General features: G+C 64.0%; 23 protein-coding genes. 12 read left to right on the forward strand and 11 right to left on the reverse strand.

Annotation, left to right across the window (positions count from 1 at the left end):
* Positions 1-113: 113 nt before the first annotated feature.
* On the reverse strand, positions 114-1,136 hold the full coding sequence (locus FNJ47_RS35800) for a TRAP transporter substrate-binding protein (RefSeq protein ID WP_163160602.1): 1,023 nt from the start codon (positions 1,134-1,136) through the stop codon (positions 114-116).
* Positions 1,137-1,407: 271 nt separating this feature from the next.
* On the opposite strand from FNJ47_RS35800, the gene pobA reads away from it, so the two are divergent.
* The 3 genes from pobA to FNJ47_RS35815 all read left to right on the forward strand — a co-directional run bounded on the left by pobA (position 1,408) and on the right by FNJ47_RS35815 (position 3,489).
* Positions 1,408-2,577, forward strand: a complete 1,170-nt coding sequence (pobA, locus tag FNJ47_RS35805; RefSeq protein WP_163160603.1) for a 4-hydroxybenzoate 3-monooxygenase — start codon at positions 1,408-1,410, stop codon at positions 2,575-2,577.
* 181 nt (positions 2,578-2,758) lie between these two features.
* Positions 2,759-2,911, forward strand: a complete 153-nt coding sequence (locus tag FNJ47_RS35810; RefSeq protein ID WP_163160604.1) for a glutathione S-transferase family protein — start codon at positions 2,759-2,761, stop codon at positions 2,909-2,911.
* Between the two features lie 122 nt (positions 2,912-3,033).
* Positions 3,034-3,489: a PaaI family thioesterase gene (locus FNJ47_RS35815; RefSeq protein WP_163160605.1), complete on the forward strand. Its 456-nt coding sequence runs from the start codon at positions 3,034-3,036 to the stop codon at positions 3,487-3,489.
* A gap of 17 nt (positions 3,490-3,506) precedes the next feature.
* On the opposite strand, the gene FNJ47_RS35820 is transcribed toward FNJ47_RS35815, so the two are convergent.
* On the reverse strand, positions 3,507-4,400 hold the full coding sequence (locus FNJ47_RS35820; protein WP_163160606.1) for a LysR family transcriptional regulator: 894 nt from the start codon (positions 4,398-4,400) through the stop codon (positions 3,507-3,509).
* 130 nt (positions 4,401-4,530) lie between these two features.
* On the opposite strand from FNJ47_RS35820, the gene FNJ47_RS35825 reads away from it, so the two are divergent.
* Positions 4,531-5,166 carry a pyridoxamine 5'-phosphate oxidase family protein gene (locus FNJ47_RS35825; protein WP_163160607.1) on the forward strand — a complete coding sequence of 212 codons (636 nt, stop codon included), beginning with the start codon at positions 4,531-4,533 and terminating at the stop codon, positions 5,164-5,166.
* Here the strand turns inward: FNJ47_RS35825 and FNJ47_RS35830 are convergent.
* On the reverse strand, positions 5,163-5,894 hold the full coding sequence (locus FNJ47_RS35830; RefSeq protein ID WP_163160608.1) for a glutathione S-transferase family protein: 732 nt from the start codon (positions 5,892-5,894) through the stop codon (positions 5,163-5,165). The two genes, FNJ47_RS35825 and FNJ47_RS35830, sit on opposite strands and share 4 nt — an antisense overlap.
* Before the next feature lie 64 nt (positions 5,895-5,958).
* Positions 5,959-6,192, reverse strand: a complete 234-nt coding sequence (locus FNJ47_RS35835) for a hypothetical protein (RefSeq protein ID WP_163160609.1) — start codon at positions 6,190-6,192, stop codon at positions 5,959-5,961.
* A gap of 158 nt (positions 6,193-6,350) precedes the next feature.
* Between FNJ47_RS35835 and FNJ47_RS35840 the strand changes: the two genes are divergently transcribed.
* Positions 6,351-7,049: a helix-turn-helix transcriptional regulator gene (locus FNJ47_RS35840; RefSeq protein WP_163160610.1), complete on the forward strand. Its 699-nt coding sequence runs from the start codon at positions 6,351-6,353 to the stop codon at positions 7,047-7,049.
* Positions 7,049-7,384: a YkgJ family cysteine cluster protein gene (locus FNJ47_RS35845; protein ID WP_163160611.1), complete on the forward strand. Its 336-nt coding sequence runs from the start codon at positions 7,049-7,051 to the stop codon at positions 7,382-7,384. Before FNJ47_RS35840 ends, FNJ47_RS35845 begins: the two co-directional genes overlap by 1 nt.
* A 7-nt stretch (positions 7,385-7,391) precedes the next feature.
* On the opposite strand, the gene FNJ47_RS35850 is transcribed toward FNJ47_RS35845, so the two are convergent.
* Both FNJ47_RS35850 and FNJ47_RS35855 read right to left on the reverse strand, forming a co-directional pair.
* A complete protein-coding gene (locus FNJ47_RS35850) occupies positions 7,392-7,799 on the reverse strand; it encodes a hypothetical protein (protein ID WP_163160612.1) in 408 nt (135 codons plus the stop codon).
* Between the two features lie 169 nt (positions 7,800-7,968).
* Positions 7,969-8,322, reverse strand: coding sequence for a DUF3307 domain-containing protein (locus FNJ47_RS35855; protein WP_163160613.1), 354 nt, complete (start codon positions 8,320-8,322; stop codon positions 7,969-7,971).
* Between the two features lie 428 nt (positions 8,323-8,750).
* Here FNJ47_RS35855 and FNJ47_RS35860 point away from each other — a divergent pair, with 428 nt between their 5' ends.
* Positions 8,751-10,151, forward strand: coding sequence for a TAXI family TRAP transporter solute-binding subunit (locus tag FNJ47_RS35860; protein WP_163160614.1), 1,401 nt, complete (start codon positions 8,751-8,753; stop codon positions 10,149-10,151).
* A gap of 139 nt (positions 10,152-10,290) precedes the next feature.
* Here FNJ47_RS35860 and FNJ47_RS35865 read toward each other — a convergent pair whose 3' ends face one another.
* From FNJ47_RS35865 to FNJ47_RS35875, 3 genes are all read right to left on the reverse strand, one after another.
* Positions 10,291-11,052: a Crp/Fnr family transcriptional regulator gene (locus FNJ47_RS35865; protein ID WP_163160615.1), complete on the reverse strand. Its 762-nt coding sequence runs from the start codon at positions 11,050-11,052 to the stop codon at positions 10,291-10,293.
* A gap of 197 nt (positions 11,053-11,249) precedes the next feature.
* Positions 11,250-11,612 carry a PRC-barrel domain-containing protein gene (locus FNJ47_RS35870; protein ID WP_163160616.1) on the reverse strand — a complete coding sequence of 121 codons (363 nt, stop codon included), beginning with the start codon at positions 11,610-11,612 and terminating at the stop codon, positions 11,250-11,252.
* Between the two features lie 98 nt (positions 11,613-11,710).
* Positions 11,711-11,917 carry a hypothetical protein gene (locus tag FNJ47_RS35875; protein WP_163160617.1) on the reverse strand — a complete coding sequence of 69 codons (207 nt, stop codon included), beginning with the start codon at positions 11,915-11,917 and terminating at the stop codon, positions 11,711-11,713.
* Positions 11,918-12,148: 231 nt separating this feature from the next.
* Between FNJ47_RS35875 and FNJ47_RS35880 the strand changes: the two genes are divergently transcribed.
* The 3 genes from FNJ47_RS35880 to FNJ47_RS35890 all read left to right on the forward strand — a co-directional run bounded on the left by FNJ47_RS35880 (position 12,149) and on the right by FNJ47_RS35890 (position 12,855).
* A complete protein-coding gene (locus tag FNJ47_RS35880) occupies positions 12,149-12,340 on the forward strand; it encodes a hypothetical protein (protein WP_163160618.1) in 192 nt (63 codons plus the stop codon).
* An 18-nt stretch (positions 12,341-12,358) separates the two neighbouring features.
* Positions 12,359-12,574 (forward strand): hypothetical protein, encoded by a 216-nt coding sequence (locus FNJ47_RS35885; protein ID WP_163160619.1) that lies wholly within the window; start codon positions 12,359-12,361, stop codon positions 12,572-12,574.
* A 62-nt stretch (positions 12,575-12,636) separates the two neighbouring features.
* On the forward strand, positions 12,637-12,855 hold the full coding sequence (locus tag FNJ47_RS35890; RefSeq protein WP_163160620.1) for a hypothetical protein: 219 nt from the start codon (positions 12,637-12,639) through the stop codon (positions 12,853-12,855).
* 150 nt (positions 12,856-13,005) lie between these two features.
* Here FNJ47_RS35890 and FNJ47_RS35895 read toward each other — a convergent pair whose 3' ends face one another.
* Both FNJ47_RS35895 and FNJ47_RS35900 read right to left on the reverse strand, forming a co-directional pair.
* Positions 13,006-13,920 (reverse strand): DUF6537 domain-containing protein, encoded by a 915-nt coding sequence (locus tag FNJ47_RS35895; protein WP_165446018.1) that lies wholly within the window; start codon positions 13,918-13,920, stop codon positions 13,006-13,008.
* The gene (locus FNJ47_RS35900; protein WP_163160621.1) at positions 13,917-14,585 is read right to left on the reverse strand and encodes a Crp/Fnr family transcriptional regulator; all 669 of its coding nucleotides are present in this window, start codon (positions 14,583-14,585) and stop codon (positions 13,917-13,919) included. Before FNJ47_RS35900 ends, FNJ47_RS35895 begins: the two co-directional genes overlap by 4 nt.
* A gap of 338 nt (positions 14,586-14,923) precedes the next feature.
* Between FNJ47_RS35900 and FNJ47_RS35905 the strand changes: the two genes are divergently transcribed.
* Complete coding sequence (locus FNJ47_RS35905) at positions 14,924-16,036, forward strand: cyclic nucleotide-gated ion channel (RefSeq protein WP_163160622.1); 1,113 nt, start codon at positions 14,924-14,926, stop codon at positions 16,034-16,036.
* Between the two features lie 11 nt (positions 16,037-16,047).
* A partial coding sequence (locus tag FNJ47_RS35910; RefSeq protein ID WP_163160623.1) for an enoyl-CoA hydratase/isomerase family protein occupies positions 16,048-16,354 on the forward strand: 307 nt, incomplete at its 3' end.

Raw genomic sequence — 16,354 nt, forward strand, 5'->3', positions numbered from 1 at the left:
TACTCGGGTGGGCGCGGTCCCCCCCTCTCCGGATGGCGCTGCACAATCCGCCGCCTGCCGGGCGCCCCCAACCCTCTCCCCGCAAGCGGGGAGAGGTGAAGGGGCGCGCGAGATCAGATCCCCGCCTCATACTTCTTCAGCGTGGCCTGTAGATCGGCGTCGATCTTCTCAGCATCGCCGCCGGCCTTCTTCACCGCCTCGGCCCAGCTGTCGTGCAGCGGCTTGACCGCCTTCTTCCATTCGGCGAGCTGTTCCGCGGTCAGCGGATAGACCTCGTGGCCTTGCAGCGCCTTCATCTTGGTGCGGCCGTTGGCTTCGAAATCGGTCCAGGGATCGGTGACCTTGGAGGCCCATTCAGGCGAGCAGTGATCGTCGATCACCTTCTTCTGGGCATCCGACATCGCATTATATTTGGCGAGGTTCATGTTGTAGGTGAACACCGTCGTATAGAGCGGCACGTCCATGTGGTACTTCACCACCTTGTCGATGCCGAACAGGAAGATCGAGCCCCAGGGGAAGGTGATCTCGTCGGCCACGCCGCGCTCGATCGCGTCGCGCGATTCCGGCGCGGAGGCCTGCACATTGGTGCCGCCGAACATCTTCACCATCTCGCCGATCGTGCTCTGCGCGGGACGCACCTTGACGCCGGAGAGGTCGCTCGGCAGCACGATCTTCTTCTTGCCGTGCAGCGCGCCGGGATCGTGGATGAAGGCGAAACAGAGCTTGGTGTCCTTCATCTCGGTCGGCGCGTACTTGTGGTACCACTCGTTCAGCGCCAGCGTGCCCTTCTTGCCGTCGGAGAACACGAACGGGAGCTGACCTGCGGCGGCGATCGGAAAACGGCCGGGCTGATAGCCGGGATTGACATAGGTGACGTCGGCGATGCCGTCGCGCGCCATGTCGTAATGGTCGAACGCCTTGCCTAGCTGCTCGGACGGAAACACGGTGACCTTGATGGTGCCGCCCGACGCCTTCTCGATTTCGGCGGCCCAGGCCTGCGTCGCCGGCACCAGCGGATGCGCCGGCGGTACCCAGAGCGACACCTTGAGATTGACTGTCTTGTCCTGCGCCACGGCAGGTGCCGCGGCCGGCACGATGGCGGCCGCCATCAGCAGCGCCAGCAAACTCTTCCTCATCACGTCTCCTCCTCTCCAGGACGGCGGGCTTCGTGCCCGGTCTCATTACTTAACATGTTATCTAATTCGCGGGGATATTCAAGACGAAATCCGCGTGGCGGACGCTGCGTCGCACCCGCCCCTCCTCCATCTTGCACTGCGGCGAAGGACCTTTCCCGCGCAAATCCGCCTTGCCAAAACTGTTATATGATATAGTTGCCTTGGCAAGTTGACGGCGCTCGCCCTTGAGCGGGCGCCCGGATAAAGCCTATCCGATCGGGAGGACGAGGTATTGCGGACAAAAGTAGCAATCATAGGCGCCGGTCCGGCTGGACTGTTGCTTGGGCAACTACTTCATACTTTCGGCGTAGACAACGTCATTCTTGAGCGGCAGACCCCGGATTACGTGCTGGGACGGATTCGCGCCGGCCTGCTCGAGGAAGGCACGGTGTCGCTGCTCGACAGTGTCGGCGCGGGGGCCCGCCTGCATCAGGAAGGCCTGGTCCATCACGGCGTCGAGCTGGCCTTTGGCGGCGCGCGGCACCGCATCGACATGCATGCGGCGACCGGCAAGACCGTGACGATCTACGGCCAGACCGAGGTCACGCTCGATCTGATGAACGCCCGCAAGGCCGCCGGCCTGACCACGGTCTACTCCGCCGCCGACGTCAAGCCGCATGATTTCGACACCGACCACCCGCGCGTCACTTACGTCAAGGACGGCGTCAGCCACGAAGTCGCCTGCGATTTCATCGCCGGCTGCGACGGCTTTCACGGCGTCAGCCGCGCCAGCGTGCCGGCTTCGGCGATCACCAGCTACGAGCGGGTGTACCCGTTCGGCTGGCTCGGCATCCTGTCGGAGACGCCGCCGGTCTCGCCGGAATTGATCTACAACAACCACGAGCGCGGCTTTGCGCTGTGCACGATGCGTTCGAGCCATCGCAGCCGCTACTATGTGCAGTGCCCGCTCGAAGATCATGTCGATCAATGGTCGGACGAGCGGTTCTGGGATGAATTGAAGCGGCGCCTCGACCAGAAGGCCGCCGACGAGATCGTCACCGGCCCCTCGATCGAAAAGAGCATCGCGCCGCTGCGCAGCTTCGTCGCCGAACCGATGCGGTTCGGCCGCATGTTCCTGGCCGGCGATGCCTCGCATATCGTGCCGCCGACCGGCGCCAAGGGCCTCAACCTTGCGGCCAGCGACGTGCATTATCTGTCGCAGGCGCTGCGCGAATATTACGACGAGAAGTCCTCGGCCGGCCTCGACGTCTATTCGGGACGCGCGCTGGCACGGGTCTGGAAGGCGGTGCGCTTCTCCTGGTGGATGACCTCGATGCTGCACAAATTCCCCGACGAGGGCGAATTCGCCGCGCGCATCCAGATCGCCGAGCTCGACTATCTCGTCAGTTCGAAAGCGGCATCGACCTCGCTGTCGGAGAACTATGTGGGGCTGCCGTTCTAGCGAAAGCGGCCTTGTTTGGTTGATCCCGTCATCCCCGCGCAAAGGCTTTGCCTTTGTCGCTGGAGGTGCGAGCCTTGCGGCGCAATTGCGCCGCTGGGCGAGCCTCGAAGGATGCACGGCCACCGGCCGGGCCGTCGACCCTTCGAGACGGCCGCTCCGCGGCCTCCTCAGGGTGACGGTGATGGGCCTACCGGAATCCAACATCGTGCTTGCGAAGCTGCCGCCGGAGACATTCCCTCACCTCACGGCGCATTACGAGAGGATGTTGGCGCGGCCTGCGGTGCAGAAGACGATCGAGGTCGAAAGCGACGTCGGCTACGAATTGCCGGCGTGACCGCTCGGTGCGTTGACGCTTTCAAACACAAACGCAAATCCCGTTTAAAACTTTGTAGGCGGTGAAACCGTCATCGACATCGCGTTCAATGGCGTCAACCCAACGTCATGAGCGAGATTCAGATGACCGCCGAAACGCAAGTCGCCCCCGACATCCCCCAGGACGTCCCGCAAGGCTTCGAGCCGCTGTTCCGCAAGAGCCCGCTCACCGAGCCCTGGGAGCCGCTGTACCAGAAGAAGACCGAGCGGTCCGTCATCATCGGTCTCCGCTTGGCGAGACCGCACACCAACGGCCGCGGCCTGATCCACGGCGGGCTGATCGCAGCGCTTTCCGACAACGCGATGGGCTATAGCTGCGGCCAGGCGACCGGCTGGACCACCTCGTATGTGACGATCTCGCTGACGGTCGATTTCGTCGGCTCCGCCAATGTCGGGCAATGGCTCGCGATCGAGAGCGACGTGATCAAGACCGGCAGCACGATCTGCTTCGCGCAGAGTTTGATCAAGGCCGATGGCGTGATCATCGCGCGCGCCAGCGGCACGTTCCGCGTCGTGCCGAAGAAGCCGCCGGTAAGCTAAAGCGCTTTCGCGCCGATCTAGCCGAAGTGCCAGTCGGTGATCTCGGTGACGAGATCGATGAAGGTCCGCACCTTGGCCGACAGTAGCCGCGATGTCGGGTAGACGACATGAATCGGCACCGGCGGCTGCTCGAACGCGGCCAGCACGATTCGGACCCGCTTCGCCTTCAGTGATTCGGCGGCCTGATACGCCATCACCCGGGTCAGCCCGCCGTCCTGCTCGGCGTACTGGATGGCGGCATCCGAACTGTTGCTGGTGAAGCGCGGCGTAGGGGTGATGCGAATTTCCTGGCCGTCTTCCATAAAGCGCCAATCCGGCACAGCCGTCATGGCGCCGAACTGGATCGTGTCATGGGCAGTGAGTTCGGCCGGCCGCTTCGGCTCGCCACGAAGCTTGAGATAGCCGTGCGAGGCCACCACGATGCGACGCATCTGGCCGACATGCCGTGCCACCAGCGTCGAATCCGGCAGGTGGCCGAGCCTGACCGCGAGGTCGACGCCGTCCTCGACGAGGTTGATGCGGCGGTCCGACAGCCGCAGGTCGACGCCGACATCGGGATAGCGTTTCAAATAGGCTGTCACGACCGGGCTGACATGCAGCCGCCCGAAGCCGAACGGCGCCGAGATCACGAGGCGGCCTTCGGGGCGGGTACGCTCGCTCTCCACGGCGTCCTCGGCCTCCTCGACATCGGCGAGGATCCGCCGCGCACGCTCCAGATAGCGGGAGCCGGCGTCGGTGAGCGTCACCTGCCGCGTCGTCCGCTGCAGCAGCCGCGCGCCAAGCCGCTCCTCCAGCGCTGCGATCAGCCGCGTGATTGCCGAAGGCGACAGGCCGAGCTTGCGGGCAGCGGGCGCAAACCCCTCGAGGTCCGCCACCGCGACGAAGGCCTGCATGGCATCGATCCGGTCCATGGAACTATTGCATAATCGGCAATAGTGAAGTGTCAATTCACAAGATTGCTTGCGATCCGGAAACGCCCATCTTAGGCCCCGGGCACGACCGTTTTGGCGCCCATCATGGCACCCTTCCGGGGAGGCTCAGATGTCAGACGTTCGCAGCTACGCGAGCGATATCGCATTCAGTCCGGCGGTGAAGGCGATCCAGACCCGCAAGGGCTCGCGCGACACCTACGCCGAGGTCGAGGCGCACCGCGGCTGGCGCACCGAGGTCGATGAAAACCTGGCCGCCTTCCTCGCCAACACCAACAGCTTCTATTTCGCGACCGCCTCGGCCGACGGCCAACCCTACATCCAGCATCGCGGCGGTTCGAAGGGCTTCATCAAGGTGCTCGACAAGGGCACCATCGCGTTCGCCGATTACAGCGGCAACCGGCAGTTCATCACGCAGGGCAATCTCTCGGAGAATGCGAAGGCCTATATCTTCGTGATGGATTATGCGCACCGCCAGCGCGTGAAGCTGTGGGGCGAAGCGCGTGTCGTCGAAGACGATCCGGCGCTGACGCGTTCGCTGATGCCGCAGGGCTATCGCGCGCGGCCAGAGCAGGTGATCCTGTTCAAGATCGCGGCGTGGGACACCAACTGCCCGCAGCACATTCCGCAGAAGTTCGACGCGGCCGATGTGGCCACCGCGCTCGCCTCACGCGACCAGCGCATCGCCGAACTCGAGGCGGAGCTGGCCGCATTGAAGGACCGGCCTGCTCCTGCCGCGCCCGCTTAGGCTGCCTGCTGCTGCAACGGTGCCCAGGCGAATTCCGGATAATATTGCTGCATCATCCGGCCGACATAGGCGGTGAGATTGTCGAACTTCTCGGTGCGCTCGCGGAGTGGCGAATCGAAGAATGGCGTCAGGATTCCCGCCAAGGCGCCGAACGCGGTGGCATCGGTGCCGCAGGGGTAGTTGCCCATCAGATAGGGCTTGTCGCCAAGCTGCACCGACAGCGCAAACAACGAGCGGAGCGCGAGATCGACGTCCTCGTCGGGTCCGTGACGGCCGAGCCCGCTGAGCAGATAGTTCTCGGCAACGCGGAACTGGGCATCCTCGCGCATCTTGTCACGCATGTGATCGGGCGCGCCGTCGAAGAAATGCGCAGGCCCCTTGGCGAAATTCGTGTCGTCGACCCAGCGCGCGCCGACCAGCGCCCAATAGACGTGATGCTCGATCATGCGCTCGAAGGCCCAGGCCTGAGCGCGCGCCTGCAGGCTCAGCGGCGCGTCGAAATCGAAGCCGTATTTGCCCTCGATATGGGCGCGGATGAAGGTCGAATCGGCGATCGTCTCGCCGTCATCGGCGATGAACGGCAGCTGGCCCTTGGGAGAGGCCGGCGGCATCGCCTTTTCCTTGGTGTAGGCAAGACCGGCCATCTTGAGCTGGACCTCGGTCTTGGTCACGAACGGGCTGATTTCAGGCAGACCGAAGCCCGTGCCAAAGCCAAAAAGCGTAATCATATGAAACTCCCGATCGCCTGTGGTCGTGAACTGAAGCTAGCGGCCCCCTGCTGCCAGCATGGTGTCAGCAGTAGTGGCATTCACTGTCGAGCGGGCCGACCGGCGCGAGGCGGCGAACCGCCTCGCGAACGCGCTTGACCAGCCGGGCCCGGCCGTAGGACCAAACCGTGCTGATCGACTGTGCGATCAGCGCGACCAGGGCCCAGCGCAGGTCGCCGGAGGTGGAGTAGACCGTGACCATTTGTTCCAGCGCGAAGCTCTGCGCTTGCCGGAAACCGAGTTCATCAAGATTCGTCATGGACAAATTCCCTTCACTTGAGGTGTTGTCCTGATATAGCCCCCACCTGCTGCCAACATGCTGTCAGCAGCAGTGACAGGGGGCGCGAAAAGGCGACGGGTCGAGACACCACGAGATCCGTCAAGAGAGCGACCAAGAGAATTGCCGAGAGAACTGCCATGAGACGCGCCGACCGGCTGTTTCAGATCATCCAGGTGCTCCGCCGCACCCGTAAGCCATTGACCGCAGATGCGATCGCAGCCGAGCTCGAGACCTCGAAGCGGACGATCTATCGCGACATCGCGAGCCTGATCGAGCAGCGGGTGCCGATCCGCGGCGAGGCCGGCATGGGCTACATCCTCGAGAAGGGTTTCGACCTGCCGCCCCTGATGCTGACACCCGATGAGATCGAGGCCTGCGTGCTCGGCGCGCAATGGGTGGTCGGCCATGCCGATCCGGCGCTGGCGCGCGCGGCCGAGGACCTGATGGCCAAGATCGCCGAGACCGTGCCCGATCGCCTGCGACCATTCGTGCTGGAGCCGGCAAGCCGCGCCCGCTCGGCCTGGAACCGGGAGCCGGACCGCATCGATATGGTCCGGACCCGCAGCCAGATCCACGAAGGCAAGAAGATCACGCTCAATTATCGCGACGAGCATGGCCGCGACTCAGAGCGCACCGTCTGGCCGATCGCGGTCGGCTATCACGAGGCGGTGCGGCTGCTCGCCGCCTGGTGCGAGCTGCGCAGGGATTTCCGCAGCTTCCGCACCGACCGCGTGGTCACGGCGGTCTATCACGACGAGAAGTATCCGGAGCGGCGCGACCTGCTCAGGGCACGCTGGCGGCGCAGCCTGGTCTGGGAAGCACCGAAGGACACCTGATGGCCGGCGACGCAATCGACACGGCCGGCGAAAGCCCCTGCCAATCCTGCGGCGCCTGCTGCAGTTATTCGGAGAACTGGCCGCGCTTCACGATCGAGGATGACGCGCAGCTCGATCTGATCCCGGCGCAATTCGTCAATGCGCGACAATCAGGCATGCGCTGCGAGGGCGACCGCTGCTCGGCGCTGTCGGGGAAGATCGGAGAGGCAACGCGCTGCGTGGTCTATGCGGTGCGGCCGGAGGTGTGCCGGACCTGCCAGCCGGGCGACGCGGAATGCGCGATGGCGCGGCGCCGTCACGGGCTGCCGCTCATCGCGAGCGCGCCGCCGGATTGAGCGCGGCTTAGGCCGTCACAGTCACCGTCTCGCTGACGTCCTCGTCGTCGAGTTCGTCATCGACAACAGGCGCGAAGGTCGACAGCGGCTTGGTCGACAGCGTGATCGGCTTGCGGCCGCCATGCGACACGGTCGCGACACGGGCCGGCTCACGCGACAGCGCGTACAGCGTCGACCCGACACGGCCGCCGAAATTCACCAGCTCCCACTCGCTGCAGCTCGACGCAATCGCCACCGCGAGTGCATGCAGGTGGCTACGGCGATAGCAGAACAGCGCCAGCCTCGCCCTGTCATCGGGCGCGACATTGGCAACCAGCAGCGAAAGCCCGTTGGGATTGGCGCGGTACATCTGGCCGAGCAGGTCGTCCGCAACTGGGCAGGCATCGTTCTCGAAGGCGTCGCGGCTTGAAAACATTTGCAAATCCCCCTCGATCGGGAAGATGCCGCGCAATCCTCTAACGAAAGGTTAACCACGGCCCCCGGTCGTCCCCGGAGAGGCTTGCCCGTTGCACGCGAATCACATCTGCCCGCCGCAAGCGGGTGGTCGGTTACTCGAAATGAAGGAAGAGCAGTCCGTCAGCCGCTCAGTTCGCGGCCATGTAGATCGACAGCGCGAATCCGGTGAGGTGGTGCAGCGCCTGGTCGACCCCGATCAGGGTCCAGAACCAGGGATGACCGGACTCCAGCGTCACGCCGAAATGCGAGGCGCAGATGCCCTTGCAGCGATCGACGATGATGTGGATCACGAAGTCGATGAATGCGACGTACCAGAACCGCGGCGCCACCACCAGGATCAACGCCAGCGCGACCGCGAGATGGATCAGGCAATGCGCGAGCAGCGGCTTGGCCCAGCCGGTCTTCTGGTCCTTGCCGATCGCCATCCAGGCGTTCTGCAGCATGAAGTCGGCGATGATGTGCTTCGCCGTGAGAAGCAACATCCATCCCACCAGGGCACCAACCGACACCGACGATGACATGGCAGGAAACAACAAGCTGACGCCCTTTTACTTCGGTGAATGTGATTGCAAGAAATCCGGGTCAGGCCGTCAGCACAATTCCGCAAAACCAAGCGTGTCTCATTTATGACATCTCCGGCGGCGGAATGCACCTGCGGCTCTCTCGAAAATCACATCTGGGTTGGGGCGTCGATAGTGGCGATGGTCATGTGGCATCGCGGCGCAGACCAACCGAGATTAAGGTTACGGCCGGCGGGCCGGTTTGCATTCCCTCCGGGGAGGTATATCGTCGGCAGCATAGGAAATTTTCTTTCTTTTATAGTCATTTACGGATTCACCGGGCAGCGCGGCGCCGATTGAATTGCGGGCGGCGGGCCGTCCCGGACGGGTGATGAGCCAGGTCATAAGCCATGAGCGCCGAAGCCCCCGCGCCTTCGCCGATGCCGCCACGGCCACGCCCACCGGTCGCCAAGAGCAACCGTGCGCAGGTCATCATCTTCACCCTGCTGACGCTGTTCTTGAGCGCGATCACCGTGGTCGGCGGCCGCCTCTGGCTGCGCGATTCGGAAACGCTGGTGTTCGCGGTCGGCGATGCCAATGGCCCGGAGGCCAGGTTCGCCGCCAAGCTCGCGGCCGTGCTGAAGGCCAATTCGTCGCGGCTGCGGCTGAAGATCGCGACGAATCCCGACAACGCCAAGGCGCTGGCGCAGTTCGATCGCCGCGACGCCACGCTTGCCATCCTGCGCACCGATGCAAAAGTGCCGCCGCGTGCCCGCGCCATCGCGATCCTCGAGCATGATGTGGTGCTGGTGCTCAGCCCCGGCGGCAAGAAGATCAAGTCGCTGTCCGAGCTCAAGAAGAAGCGGATCGCGGTGGTCGGCGACGGCGAGAACAGCGTGAATTTCGTCCGCAGCGCGCTGGAGATTTCCGACAGCCCGGATGCGGCGCAGCGGGTGCAGCAGGCGCCGCCGAACACGCCGTTCGACAAACTGTTCGCTTCGGGTTTCGGCGCCGTGGTCGCGATCGAGCATGCCTCGAAGATCGTCAAGGACAAGGCCTACGAGCAATATGCCAAGCGCTCCGGCGGCTTCACCTTGAATGCGATCGACGCGGCCAAGGCGCTGGCGCGCAAATATCCGGCAATATCGGAGGAAACCGTCTCGACCGGCATGCTGTCGTCCGCGCCGGCCATTCCCGATGACGAGGTCGACACCATCGGGCTGGAATGGCTGCTGGTGGCGCAATCCTCGATGTCCACGACGACGGCCGCCGAGCTCGCGCGCATCGTCTACGAGAACAAGTCCGAGCTCGCGCTCGATGACGGCTTCGCCTCCAAGATCGAGCCCGCGGCAACTGACAAGGACGCCTTCATCGTCGCGCATCAGGGCGCGGCCGAATACATCAACGACGACACCAAGTCGTTCATGGATCGCTACAGCGACGTGATGTATCTCGCCGCGGCCACGCTCAGCATCATCGGCTCGATCTTCGCCGCGATCTACACCAAGATCACCCGCGTCGCGCCGGAGAAGGCCAGCGAACTGGCGGGCCGCATCCTCGACATCGGTGAACGCGTCGCGCATACCACCTGCGCCGACGACCTCGACGCATTGCAGGACGAGCTCGAGGCGATCCTGCGCGGCGCGGTGATCGGCCTGCGCGACGGCACCGTTTCCGGCGACGGGATGGACACCTTCAAGCTCGGCTACGAGCTGGTCCGCGACGAGATCGCGCTGCGCCGCGATCACCTCAAGCGCCATCCGCCGGCCGCGGACGAGAATCTCGTGGTGGTGAAGACCGCGAACGGGTGAGGCGGGCGGTCGTCGGCGTGCGCCGGCAGCTCCTCACACCCCTACTGTCGTCCCTGCGCGCAGGGACGACATCGACTGTGTGGCGCGGGCAATGCGTCATGCATCCGCACTCTCGCGACATGCCTCGCCGCGCGGCGCATCACCCGGCCACCGCATCCGGCGGCGTCATGACGACATCGAGCTGCCGTCCCTCGTGATCCATGTGCAGGTAGTTCGGGTTGAACAGGGCTGCACGCATCAGCCGGTCGAGCTTGGGCACCGCCAGGGTCTTTCCCTTGAGCACGATCAGGCCGTCGGCGCGCAGCTCCTGCAAGGTTCGGTTGACGTGCACCTTCGAGAGCCCGGTGGCGTCGGCGAGATCGCCCTGGGTCAGCGGGAAGTCACAGCTGTCGCCCTGGGTCAGGCCGGCGAGACGCAGGCGAAGCCAGATCTCGCAGAGCAGATGGGCCATCCGCTCCAGCGCCGTGCGCTGGCCGAGGCTCATGGTCCATTCGCGCTGGATTGCCGCATTGACCAGGGTCTCCCACCAGAACGCGGTCACGATACGCGGATGTCCGGCTGCGACCCTGTCGAAGAATTCGCGCGAGAGGTCGGCGATCGACACCGCGGTGATGGTGCCGATCGAATGATCCATCTCGCGCAGGATGAAGACGTTCACGTCGCAGATATCGCCGGGCAGGAAGAACGACACGACCTGACGCCTTCCGTCCTCGAGCTGCTTGTAGCGGCAGGCCCAGCCGGACAGGATCAAATGAACGTCCTTCGGCTTCTCGCCTTCACGGACGATATCGACGCGCGGACCAAAATGCCGGACGCGCTCGGTCGACGCGCGATTGAGAATGGCGTGGTCTACCGGCGAAAGCCGTACGAACTGCTCCAATTTCCGGACTAGCGACGCCAACGACATTGATCTCCCCGCATGTTTAATCGGGTAACTGCCGGGCCGTCTTCAATAACGTATGTTACATTGCACAGCTATTGACGTCTGTTCACCAGTGTACAGACGCCGGATGATGCGACGGTTACATCCTCAGGCGCCGTACAACTCAGTCTCCGGCGGGCGTCACCGGTGAAATGCTGGCCCTTGGCGGACACTGCTCAGACGAACGGCACGCCGTAGTAATCGTTCACCGCGCGCGTGGTGCCGATATCGGCCCAATTCCAATCCCGCTCGCTGCCGTATTTCGGCGCGCCGCGCAGCTGGGTCTCGGTCACGCCTGTGACGTAGCCGCCCAGTCTGGTGTCGTATTTGAGCGATTGCCATGGCAGCGGATAATGATCGTTGCCGAGACCGAGAATACCGCCGAATCCGAGTACGGCATACGATACCCGGCCGCTCTTCTTGTCGATCATCACGCGCTCGATCGAGCCGATCTTGCGTTCGTCCGATCCATAAACCGCGGTGCCCTCGACCTTGTCGCTGCCGATCAGGTTTCCGAGCTCTTTCTCGTCCATCGCCATGTCAAATTCTCCATTGTTCTCTCAGGCCAACAGCCAACAACGGAGAAAAATGATCGTTCCTGCCGCATTGCCGCAGTTGCTGCACAGCGAAATGCGATTCAGCCGGTCGGCGGCTCGCCGTCATCGTCTGACGTCATGCCCGAGCCAGGTGTCTTGCTGGGGTCACTTAATTTCGGATCCCGCGTCGCTTCGCGCGCCCGCGGCTTGCGGGTGTCGGTCTTGTGCGCGGTCTGCGCGCGTTGCTTGTCGACCGGCTGTTCCTGACCTTTGTCGTCCTTGACGATGCCGTGATTGGAATGTGCCATTTCTGATCTCCCTGAAGATGTGCGGGCCCCGGCGATGAAATTCGCCGAGGCCCGGCACCGGAGTGGTCCACCACCTTTCGGGGAGCAAGGCAGCGAACGCATGGGCCTTACGCATGGCGCCGGAGATCGTTCCTGCGGTCCTGCCGACGATTTCGCTCGACCCGATGTCATGGGTTAACGACGGGTTGCGGGGAACATGCCTAGTATTGCCGGTTCCAGCTCGGAGGCGGCATGATCAAGAAGAAGCGCAACAGGTCACGACCTCCCGGATCGTTCGAAGACCGCCTGCAGAAATTCGCCGAGGATTCACGCATTGCAGCACGCAAGCTGCCGCCGGGACGGGAACGCGAAACGCTGATGAAGAAAGCCAGACAGAGCGAGGCCGTGATGGAGATCAGCGAGTCACTGACGCTCCGCAAATAGCCCCAAGGGAGAGCTGCGATGATCGAGGAACGATTTGATTCAGGTACGCTCGCTGCGATGAACTTTGCGCTCGACCAGGTCTGCGCCGGCGCGCTGCATGGCGAGGAACATGACACCCGCCGGCGCGTTGCCCGATACATCATCAAATGCGCCAAGAACGGCAGGACGACGCTTTCCGAGCTCACCGAAGCCGGACGACAGGCGTTGGCCAAGGTCACCGCCGCAGCGGGATAGTCAGCGCAAGCTGCCTTAGCTGCAATCTGCCTTCTCTTGGCCTTCAGCAGAGGCAGATTCACATGCGCATTGCAATCAGCATCGGCCTGCTGGTGCTTCTCGCCGCCGTCGGCGCCTACGCCTATCAAGGGCTCACTGTCGACGCTCCGGTGCCGACCTATGGCATCGTCCTGTTCACGATCGGAATTGTGCTTCTCGCTGCGGTCTGCGCCGGTCTGATGGGTCTGCTGTTCTATTCCAGCCGCCACGGCTACGACGAGCCGCCGCACATGAAGCGGTAGAGTAGTCTTGGAGAGACGCAAGCACCTTCACTCGAGCCGTCACCCCCGCGCAAAGGCTTCGCCTTTGTCGCTGGAGGAACACGCAGCGCGTCTCGAAGGATGCACGGCCATAGTCGGGCCGTCGACCCTTCGAGACGCGCTTCGCGCTCCTCAGGGTGACGGTGATGGATTTGCCGGCGCCCGCGCGCGAATCTCGGCGATCTTGCGCTTCAGCGCGGCCTGCCGCGGGTCAGGCATGATAGCTTCGCGGGCTTCAGTGATGGCGGCGGCAAGGTCGGGAAGTTCGAGCGCGCCGTCGAAGGTCGGCTTGACCAGCCCGTCGATGATCACGTGCCAGTCCGCGATGCCCTGGCGATAGGGATCGCCGTAGCCCTGGATCATGGTCGCGGTCTCTACGACAGCTGGGGCTGCGCCCGGCTGCTTGGTCAAGCTGCGGTCGATCATGTGCAGCCAGCGCTCGACCCAGGCACGCTCCTTGGCATAGCGCCCCGAGAACAGCCGCCAGCGCTTCAGGCCGGCCTCGACCCTGAGCCGGCGAACGCTGAAGCGGTTGTTGGCACTGAAGCGGATCGAGACCCGGCGACGGCGCCAGCCGAACTGATCGAGCACGCCAAGGACCGGATCGGCGACCATCGCCGGCAAGGCATCGATCAACTCGTCGAGGCGAAGCTTCTTGACGTCGTCGACCGAGCGCGCCGCAAGGCCGCCCACCGCATGGACTTCGCCGAGCTTGAGCTGGGCGATGCGGATCGCGTCCTCATAGGCCATGCGCTCTGCCATCAGCCGCGCGATCTCGGCAAGCAGCGCATCGTCAACGCCGCGGCGGCCGACGAAGCGCTTGAGCCGGTCGATATAGAGCTGGGCGTAGCTCGTGCTCTGATAGGCGATCAATAGATCGATGGCCTCGGTGACGGCCGGCCCCAGATGGTCCGGGCAGGCGTCGGGCAGCACCGGCGGCCCCTGGTCCTCGTCGCCGATGATGTCGGCAAAGAGATACCGAAGCGAAGCCAGCAGACTGTCGTCATCCGGCACTGCGGCGCCTCCAGAACTCGTCACCGGGCTCATGCAGGTTTCGGCTCCGCCACTTGTGGGGTGGCGTGCTGCGCGAGCCGTTGCTCGAGCGTCGCGATATTCTGGAACAGGCGGGCGCTGGACAGACGCAGGAAGTAGAAGCCGAACGCCGGATTCTGGACGTAAAGCTGCTCGACCTGGTCATAGGTCACCGACAGCACCATGCCGGTCTCGACGCACTCCAGCGTTTGGGTTCGCGTGTTCGACGGCGACAGCATTCCGAACTCGCCGACCAGGGCGCCGACCGGCAGCTCGATGCCTGACTCGACGAGGCGGAAGCGGCCACTGACGATGTAGAACATGCTGTCGGCCTTCTCGTCCTTGTAGAACAGGACTTCACCCGCCTTGAATTTGCGCTCCGTCGTGAACGGCCTCAGCCAATCCATCGACAGATCGCTGTTGACCGATCTCTTCACGTTGCGGACCAGCTGCAGCATCTGGTGCAGACGATAGGTGTTCACCGGCAGCAGCACGGCATGCAGGATCAGCGTCGCGTAATTGTGGGTCGGGACCGCGGTCGCGATCAGGATGATGTTGGTCAGGATGGCGAAGACGCGGAGCGGGATCATGGTGCGCATCGACAGCGTGGCGACCACGAAGATCGATGCGAAGAAACTGCCGGCCGCGCCGGCGTGCTGCGCGAGATGTGAGGTATCCATCGGAAACCAGCCAATTCTCAAGAAGTGAATAAGATCGCCTTATTAGTCGCTTCATTCCTGACAGGGTTGCCTGCCCGCGCCGCATAGCCATCGCGTCGCCCAGCATCCCCGGTATACGGGGAAAAAGCGACGATTTGTCTGATTTCTCACATTCGCGGGCGCAAAATCGGGCCAACATGGTTAGGCCATTCGTCCAACATATCGGACTTTGGCCGCGATCATGCCGCAGCAAGCCTGCGCGTTGACGGCCTCAACCGGGAGAGGCAGTTTGTGACACAGGCCCCGCCATTCGCAGGGCCTCGATTCCTGCAGTTCAGCGACAGGCAAGCTCCGTTCCGATGTCCAAGCCGCTAGTCCTTCCGGCCTTGACGCGCTTCGTTTCCGCGACCGCCGGCCGCAACATGACCACGGCAGCCTATGTCGCGGTCATCGTCGGTGTCGCGATGATGACGCTGCTGACGGTCGCGCCGGCCTATGACGCGGTGCCGCACTGGGTCGATGCGCTGCTCTGGGCCTGCCTTGCCTATTTCGTTTTCGAATGGCTGGTGCGGGTGCGGCATATGCGGCGGCAGGACAAGTTCTGGTTCTACCAGCTGTCCAGCGCCGGCATCGTCGATGCGATCGGCGCGCTGGCCGTGCCGCTGGCGCTGCTCGCCGGCATCGAGCCGAAGACCGCATGGCTGCTCGGCGTGCTCTGGGTGCTGAAGGTGGTGCCGGGCATCCCCGGCCTGCGCCAGCTCCGGCGCGTGCTGGTGGTGGAGTCCGGCCCGCTGCTCAGCGTGCTCGTGATCTTCCTGATGGTGGTGTTTCTGGCCTCCGTCGCCGAATATTTCCTGGAGCGGGACGTCCAGCCGCAGACCTTCGGCAGCGTGCCGGCGGCGCTGTGGTGGGCGGTGGTGACGCTGACCACGACCGGCTATGGCGACGTGGTGCCGATCACCCCGCTCGGCCGCATCGTCGCCGCCATGGTGATGATCTCGGGCCTCGGCGTGTTCGGGCTGTGGACCGGTATTCTGGCGACCGGCTTTGCCGCGGAAACCCGCCGCGACAATTTTCTGAGAACGTGGGAGACCGTCAGCAAGGTGCCGTTCTTCGCGCATCTCGGCCCGGCGGCGATCGCCGACGTCACCCAGGTGCTGCGGACGATGGACCTGCCGCCCCGCACCATGATCATCCGCAAGGACACCAATGGCGACTGCATGTACTTCGTCGCCGCCGGCGAGGTGGAGGTCGACCTGCCCGGACGCAAGGTGAAGCTCGGCGAGGGCGCGTTCTTCGGCGAGATGGCGCTGCTCGGCAACGCCAAGCGGGGCGCCAGCGTCTCGACCAGCAAGGTCACCAAGCTGTTGGTGCTTGACCTGGTCGATTTCCGCCTGTTGATGGCAAGGCATCCCGATCTCGCCGAGACCATCGACGCCGAGGCGAAGCGACGCGAACTCGAGAATCAATGATGGAGACCGATATGGCCGAGTTGGCCGACACCGCCAGCGGACCCGTGCTCGAAATATCAGGCGCACGCGCCACGATCCGCCTCAACCGGCCGAAGCACCTCAACCGCCTGCAGGCCGAGGACCTCGCCGAGCTCGTCAGACTGTTCGACCGGATCGAGGGCGATCCTGCGATCCGCGTGCTGGTGCTGACCGGAACCGGACGCGCGTTCTCGGCCGGCTACGACCTCAACTCGGTGGCCGAGCGCGCGGTGAGCGCCAACGAGCAGCAGAGCGCGGGCTCAGCGTTCGAGGTGGTGGTCAACCGCCTCGAGGATCTGG

The organism is Bradyrhizobium uaiense, assembly GCF_010811875.1.
Taxonomy (GTDB): Bacteria; Pseudomonadota; Alphaproteobacteria; order Rhizobiales; family Xanthobacteraceae; genus Bradyrhizobium; species Bradyrhizobium uaiense.

Bases quoted from the DNA above. Each gene is read 5' to 3' on its own strand.
- FNJ47_RS35800 (WP_163160602.1), bottom strand. From the start codon at position 1,136: ATGAGGAAGAGTTTGCTGGCGCTGCTGATGGCGGCCGCCATCGTGCCG.
- FNJ47_RS35810 (WP_163160604.1), top strand. From the start codon at position 2,759: ATGGGCCTACCGGAATCCAACATCGTGCTTGCGAAGCTGCCGCCGGAG.
- FNJ47_RS35815 (WP_163160605.1), top strand. From the start codon at position 3,034: ATGACCGCCGAAACGCAAGTCGCCCCCGACATCCCCCAGGACGTCCCG.
- FNJ47_RS35820 (WP_163160606.1), bottom strand. From the start codon at position 4,400: ATGGACCGGATCGATGCCATGCAGGCCTTCGTCGCGGTGGCGGACCTC.
- FNJ47_RS35825 (WP_163160607.1), top strand. From the start codon at position 4,531: ATGTCAGACGTTCGCAGCTACGCGAGCGATATCGCATTCAGTCCGGCG.
- FNJ47_RS35830 (WP_163160608.1), bottom strand. From the start codon at position 5,894: ATGATTACGCTTTTTGGCTTTGGCACGGGCTTCGGTCTGCCTGAAATC.
- FNJ47_RS35835 (WP_163160609.1), bottom strand. From the start codon at position 6,192: ATGACGAATCTTGATGAACTCGGTTTCCGGCAAGCGCAGAGCTTCGCG.
- FNJ47_RS35840 (WP_163160610.1), top strand. From the start codon at position 6,351: ATGAGACGCGCCGACCGGCTGTTTCAGATCATCCAGGTGCTCCGCCGC.
- FNJ47_RS35845 (WP_163160611.1), top strand. From the start codon at position 7,049: ATGGCCGGCGACGCAATCGACACGGCCGGCGAAAGCCCCTGCCAATCC.
- FNJ47_RS35850 (WP_163160612.1), bottom strand. From the start codon at position 7,799: ATGTTTTCAAGCCGCGACGCCTTCGAGAACGATGCCTGCCCAGTTGCG.
- FNJ47_RS35855 (WP_163160613.1), bottom strand. From the start codon at position 8,322: ATGTTGCTTCTCACGGCGAAGCACATCATCGCCGACTTCATGCTGCAG.
- FNJ47_RS35860 (WP_163160614.1), top strand. From the start codon at position 8,751: ATGAGCGCCGAAGCCCCCGCGCCTTCGCCGATGCCGCCACGGCCACGC.
- FNJ47_RS35870 (WP_163160616.1), bottom strand. From the start codon at position 11,612: ATGGCGATGGACGAGAAAGAGCTCGGAAACCTGATCGGCAGCGACAAG.
- FNJ47_RS35875 (WP_163160617.1), bottom strand. From the start codon at position 11,917: ATGGCACATTCCAATCACGGCATCGTCAAGGACGACAAAGGTCAGGAA.
- FNJ47_RS35880 (WP_163160618.1), top strand. From the start codon at position 12,149: ATGATCAAGAAGAAGCGCAACAGGTCACGACCTCCCGGATCGTTCGAA.
- FNJ47_RS35885 (WP_163160619.1), top strand. From the start codon at position 12,359: ATGATCGAGGAACGATTTGATTCAGGTACGCTCGCTGCGATGAACTTT.
- FNJ47_RS35890 (WP_163160620.1), top strand. From the start codon at position 12,637: ATGCGCATTGCAATCAGCATCGGCCTGCTGGTGCTTCTCGCCGCCGTC.
- FNJ47_RS35895 (WP_165446018.1), bottom strand. From the start codon at position 13,920: ATGAGCCCGGTGACGAGTTCTGGAGGCGCCGCAGTGCCGGATGACGAC.
- FNJ47_RS35900 (WP_163160621.1), bottom strand. From the start codon at position 14,585: ATGGATACCTCACATCTCGCGCAGCACGCCGGCGCGGCCGGCAGTTTC.
- FNJ47_RS35905 (WP_163160622.1), top strand. From the start codon at position 14,924: ATGTCCAAGCCGCTAGTCCTTCCGGCCTTGACGCGCTTCGTTTCCGCG.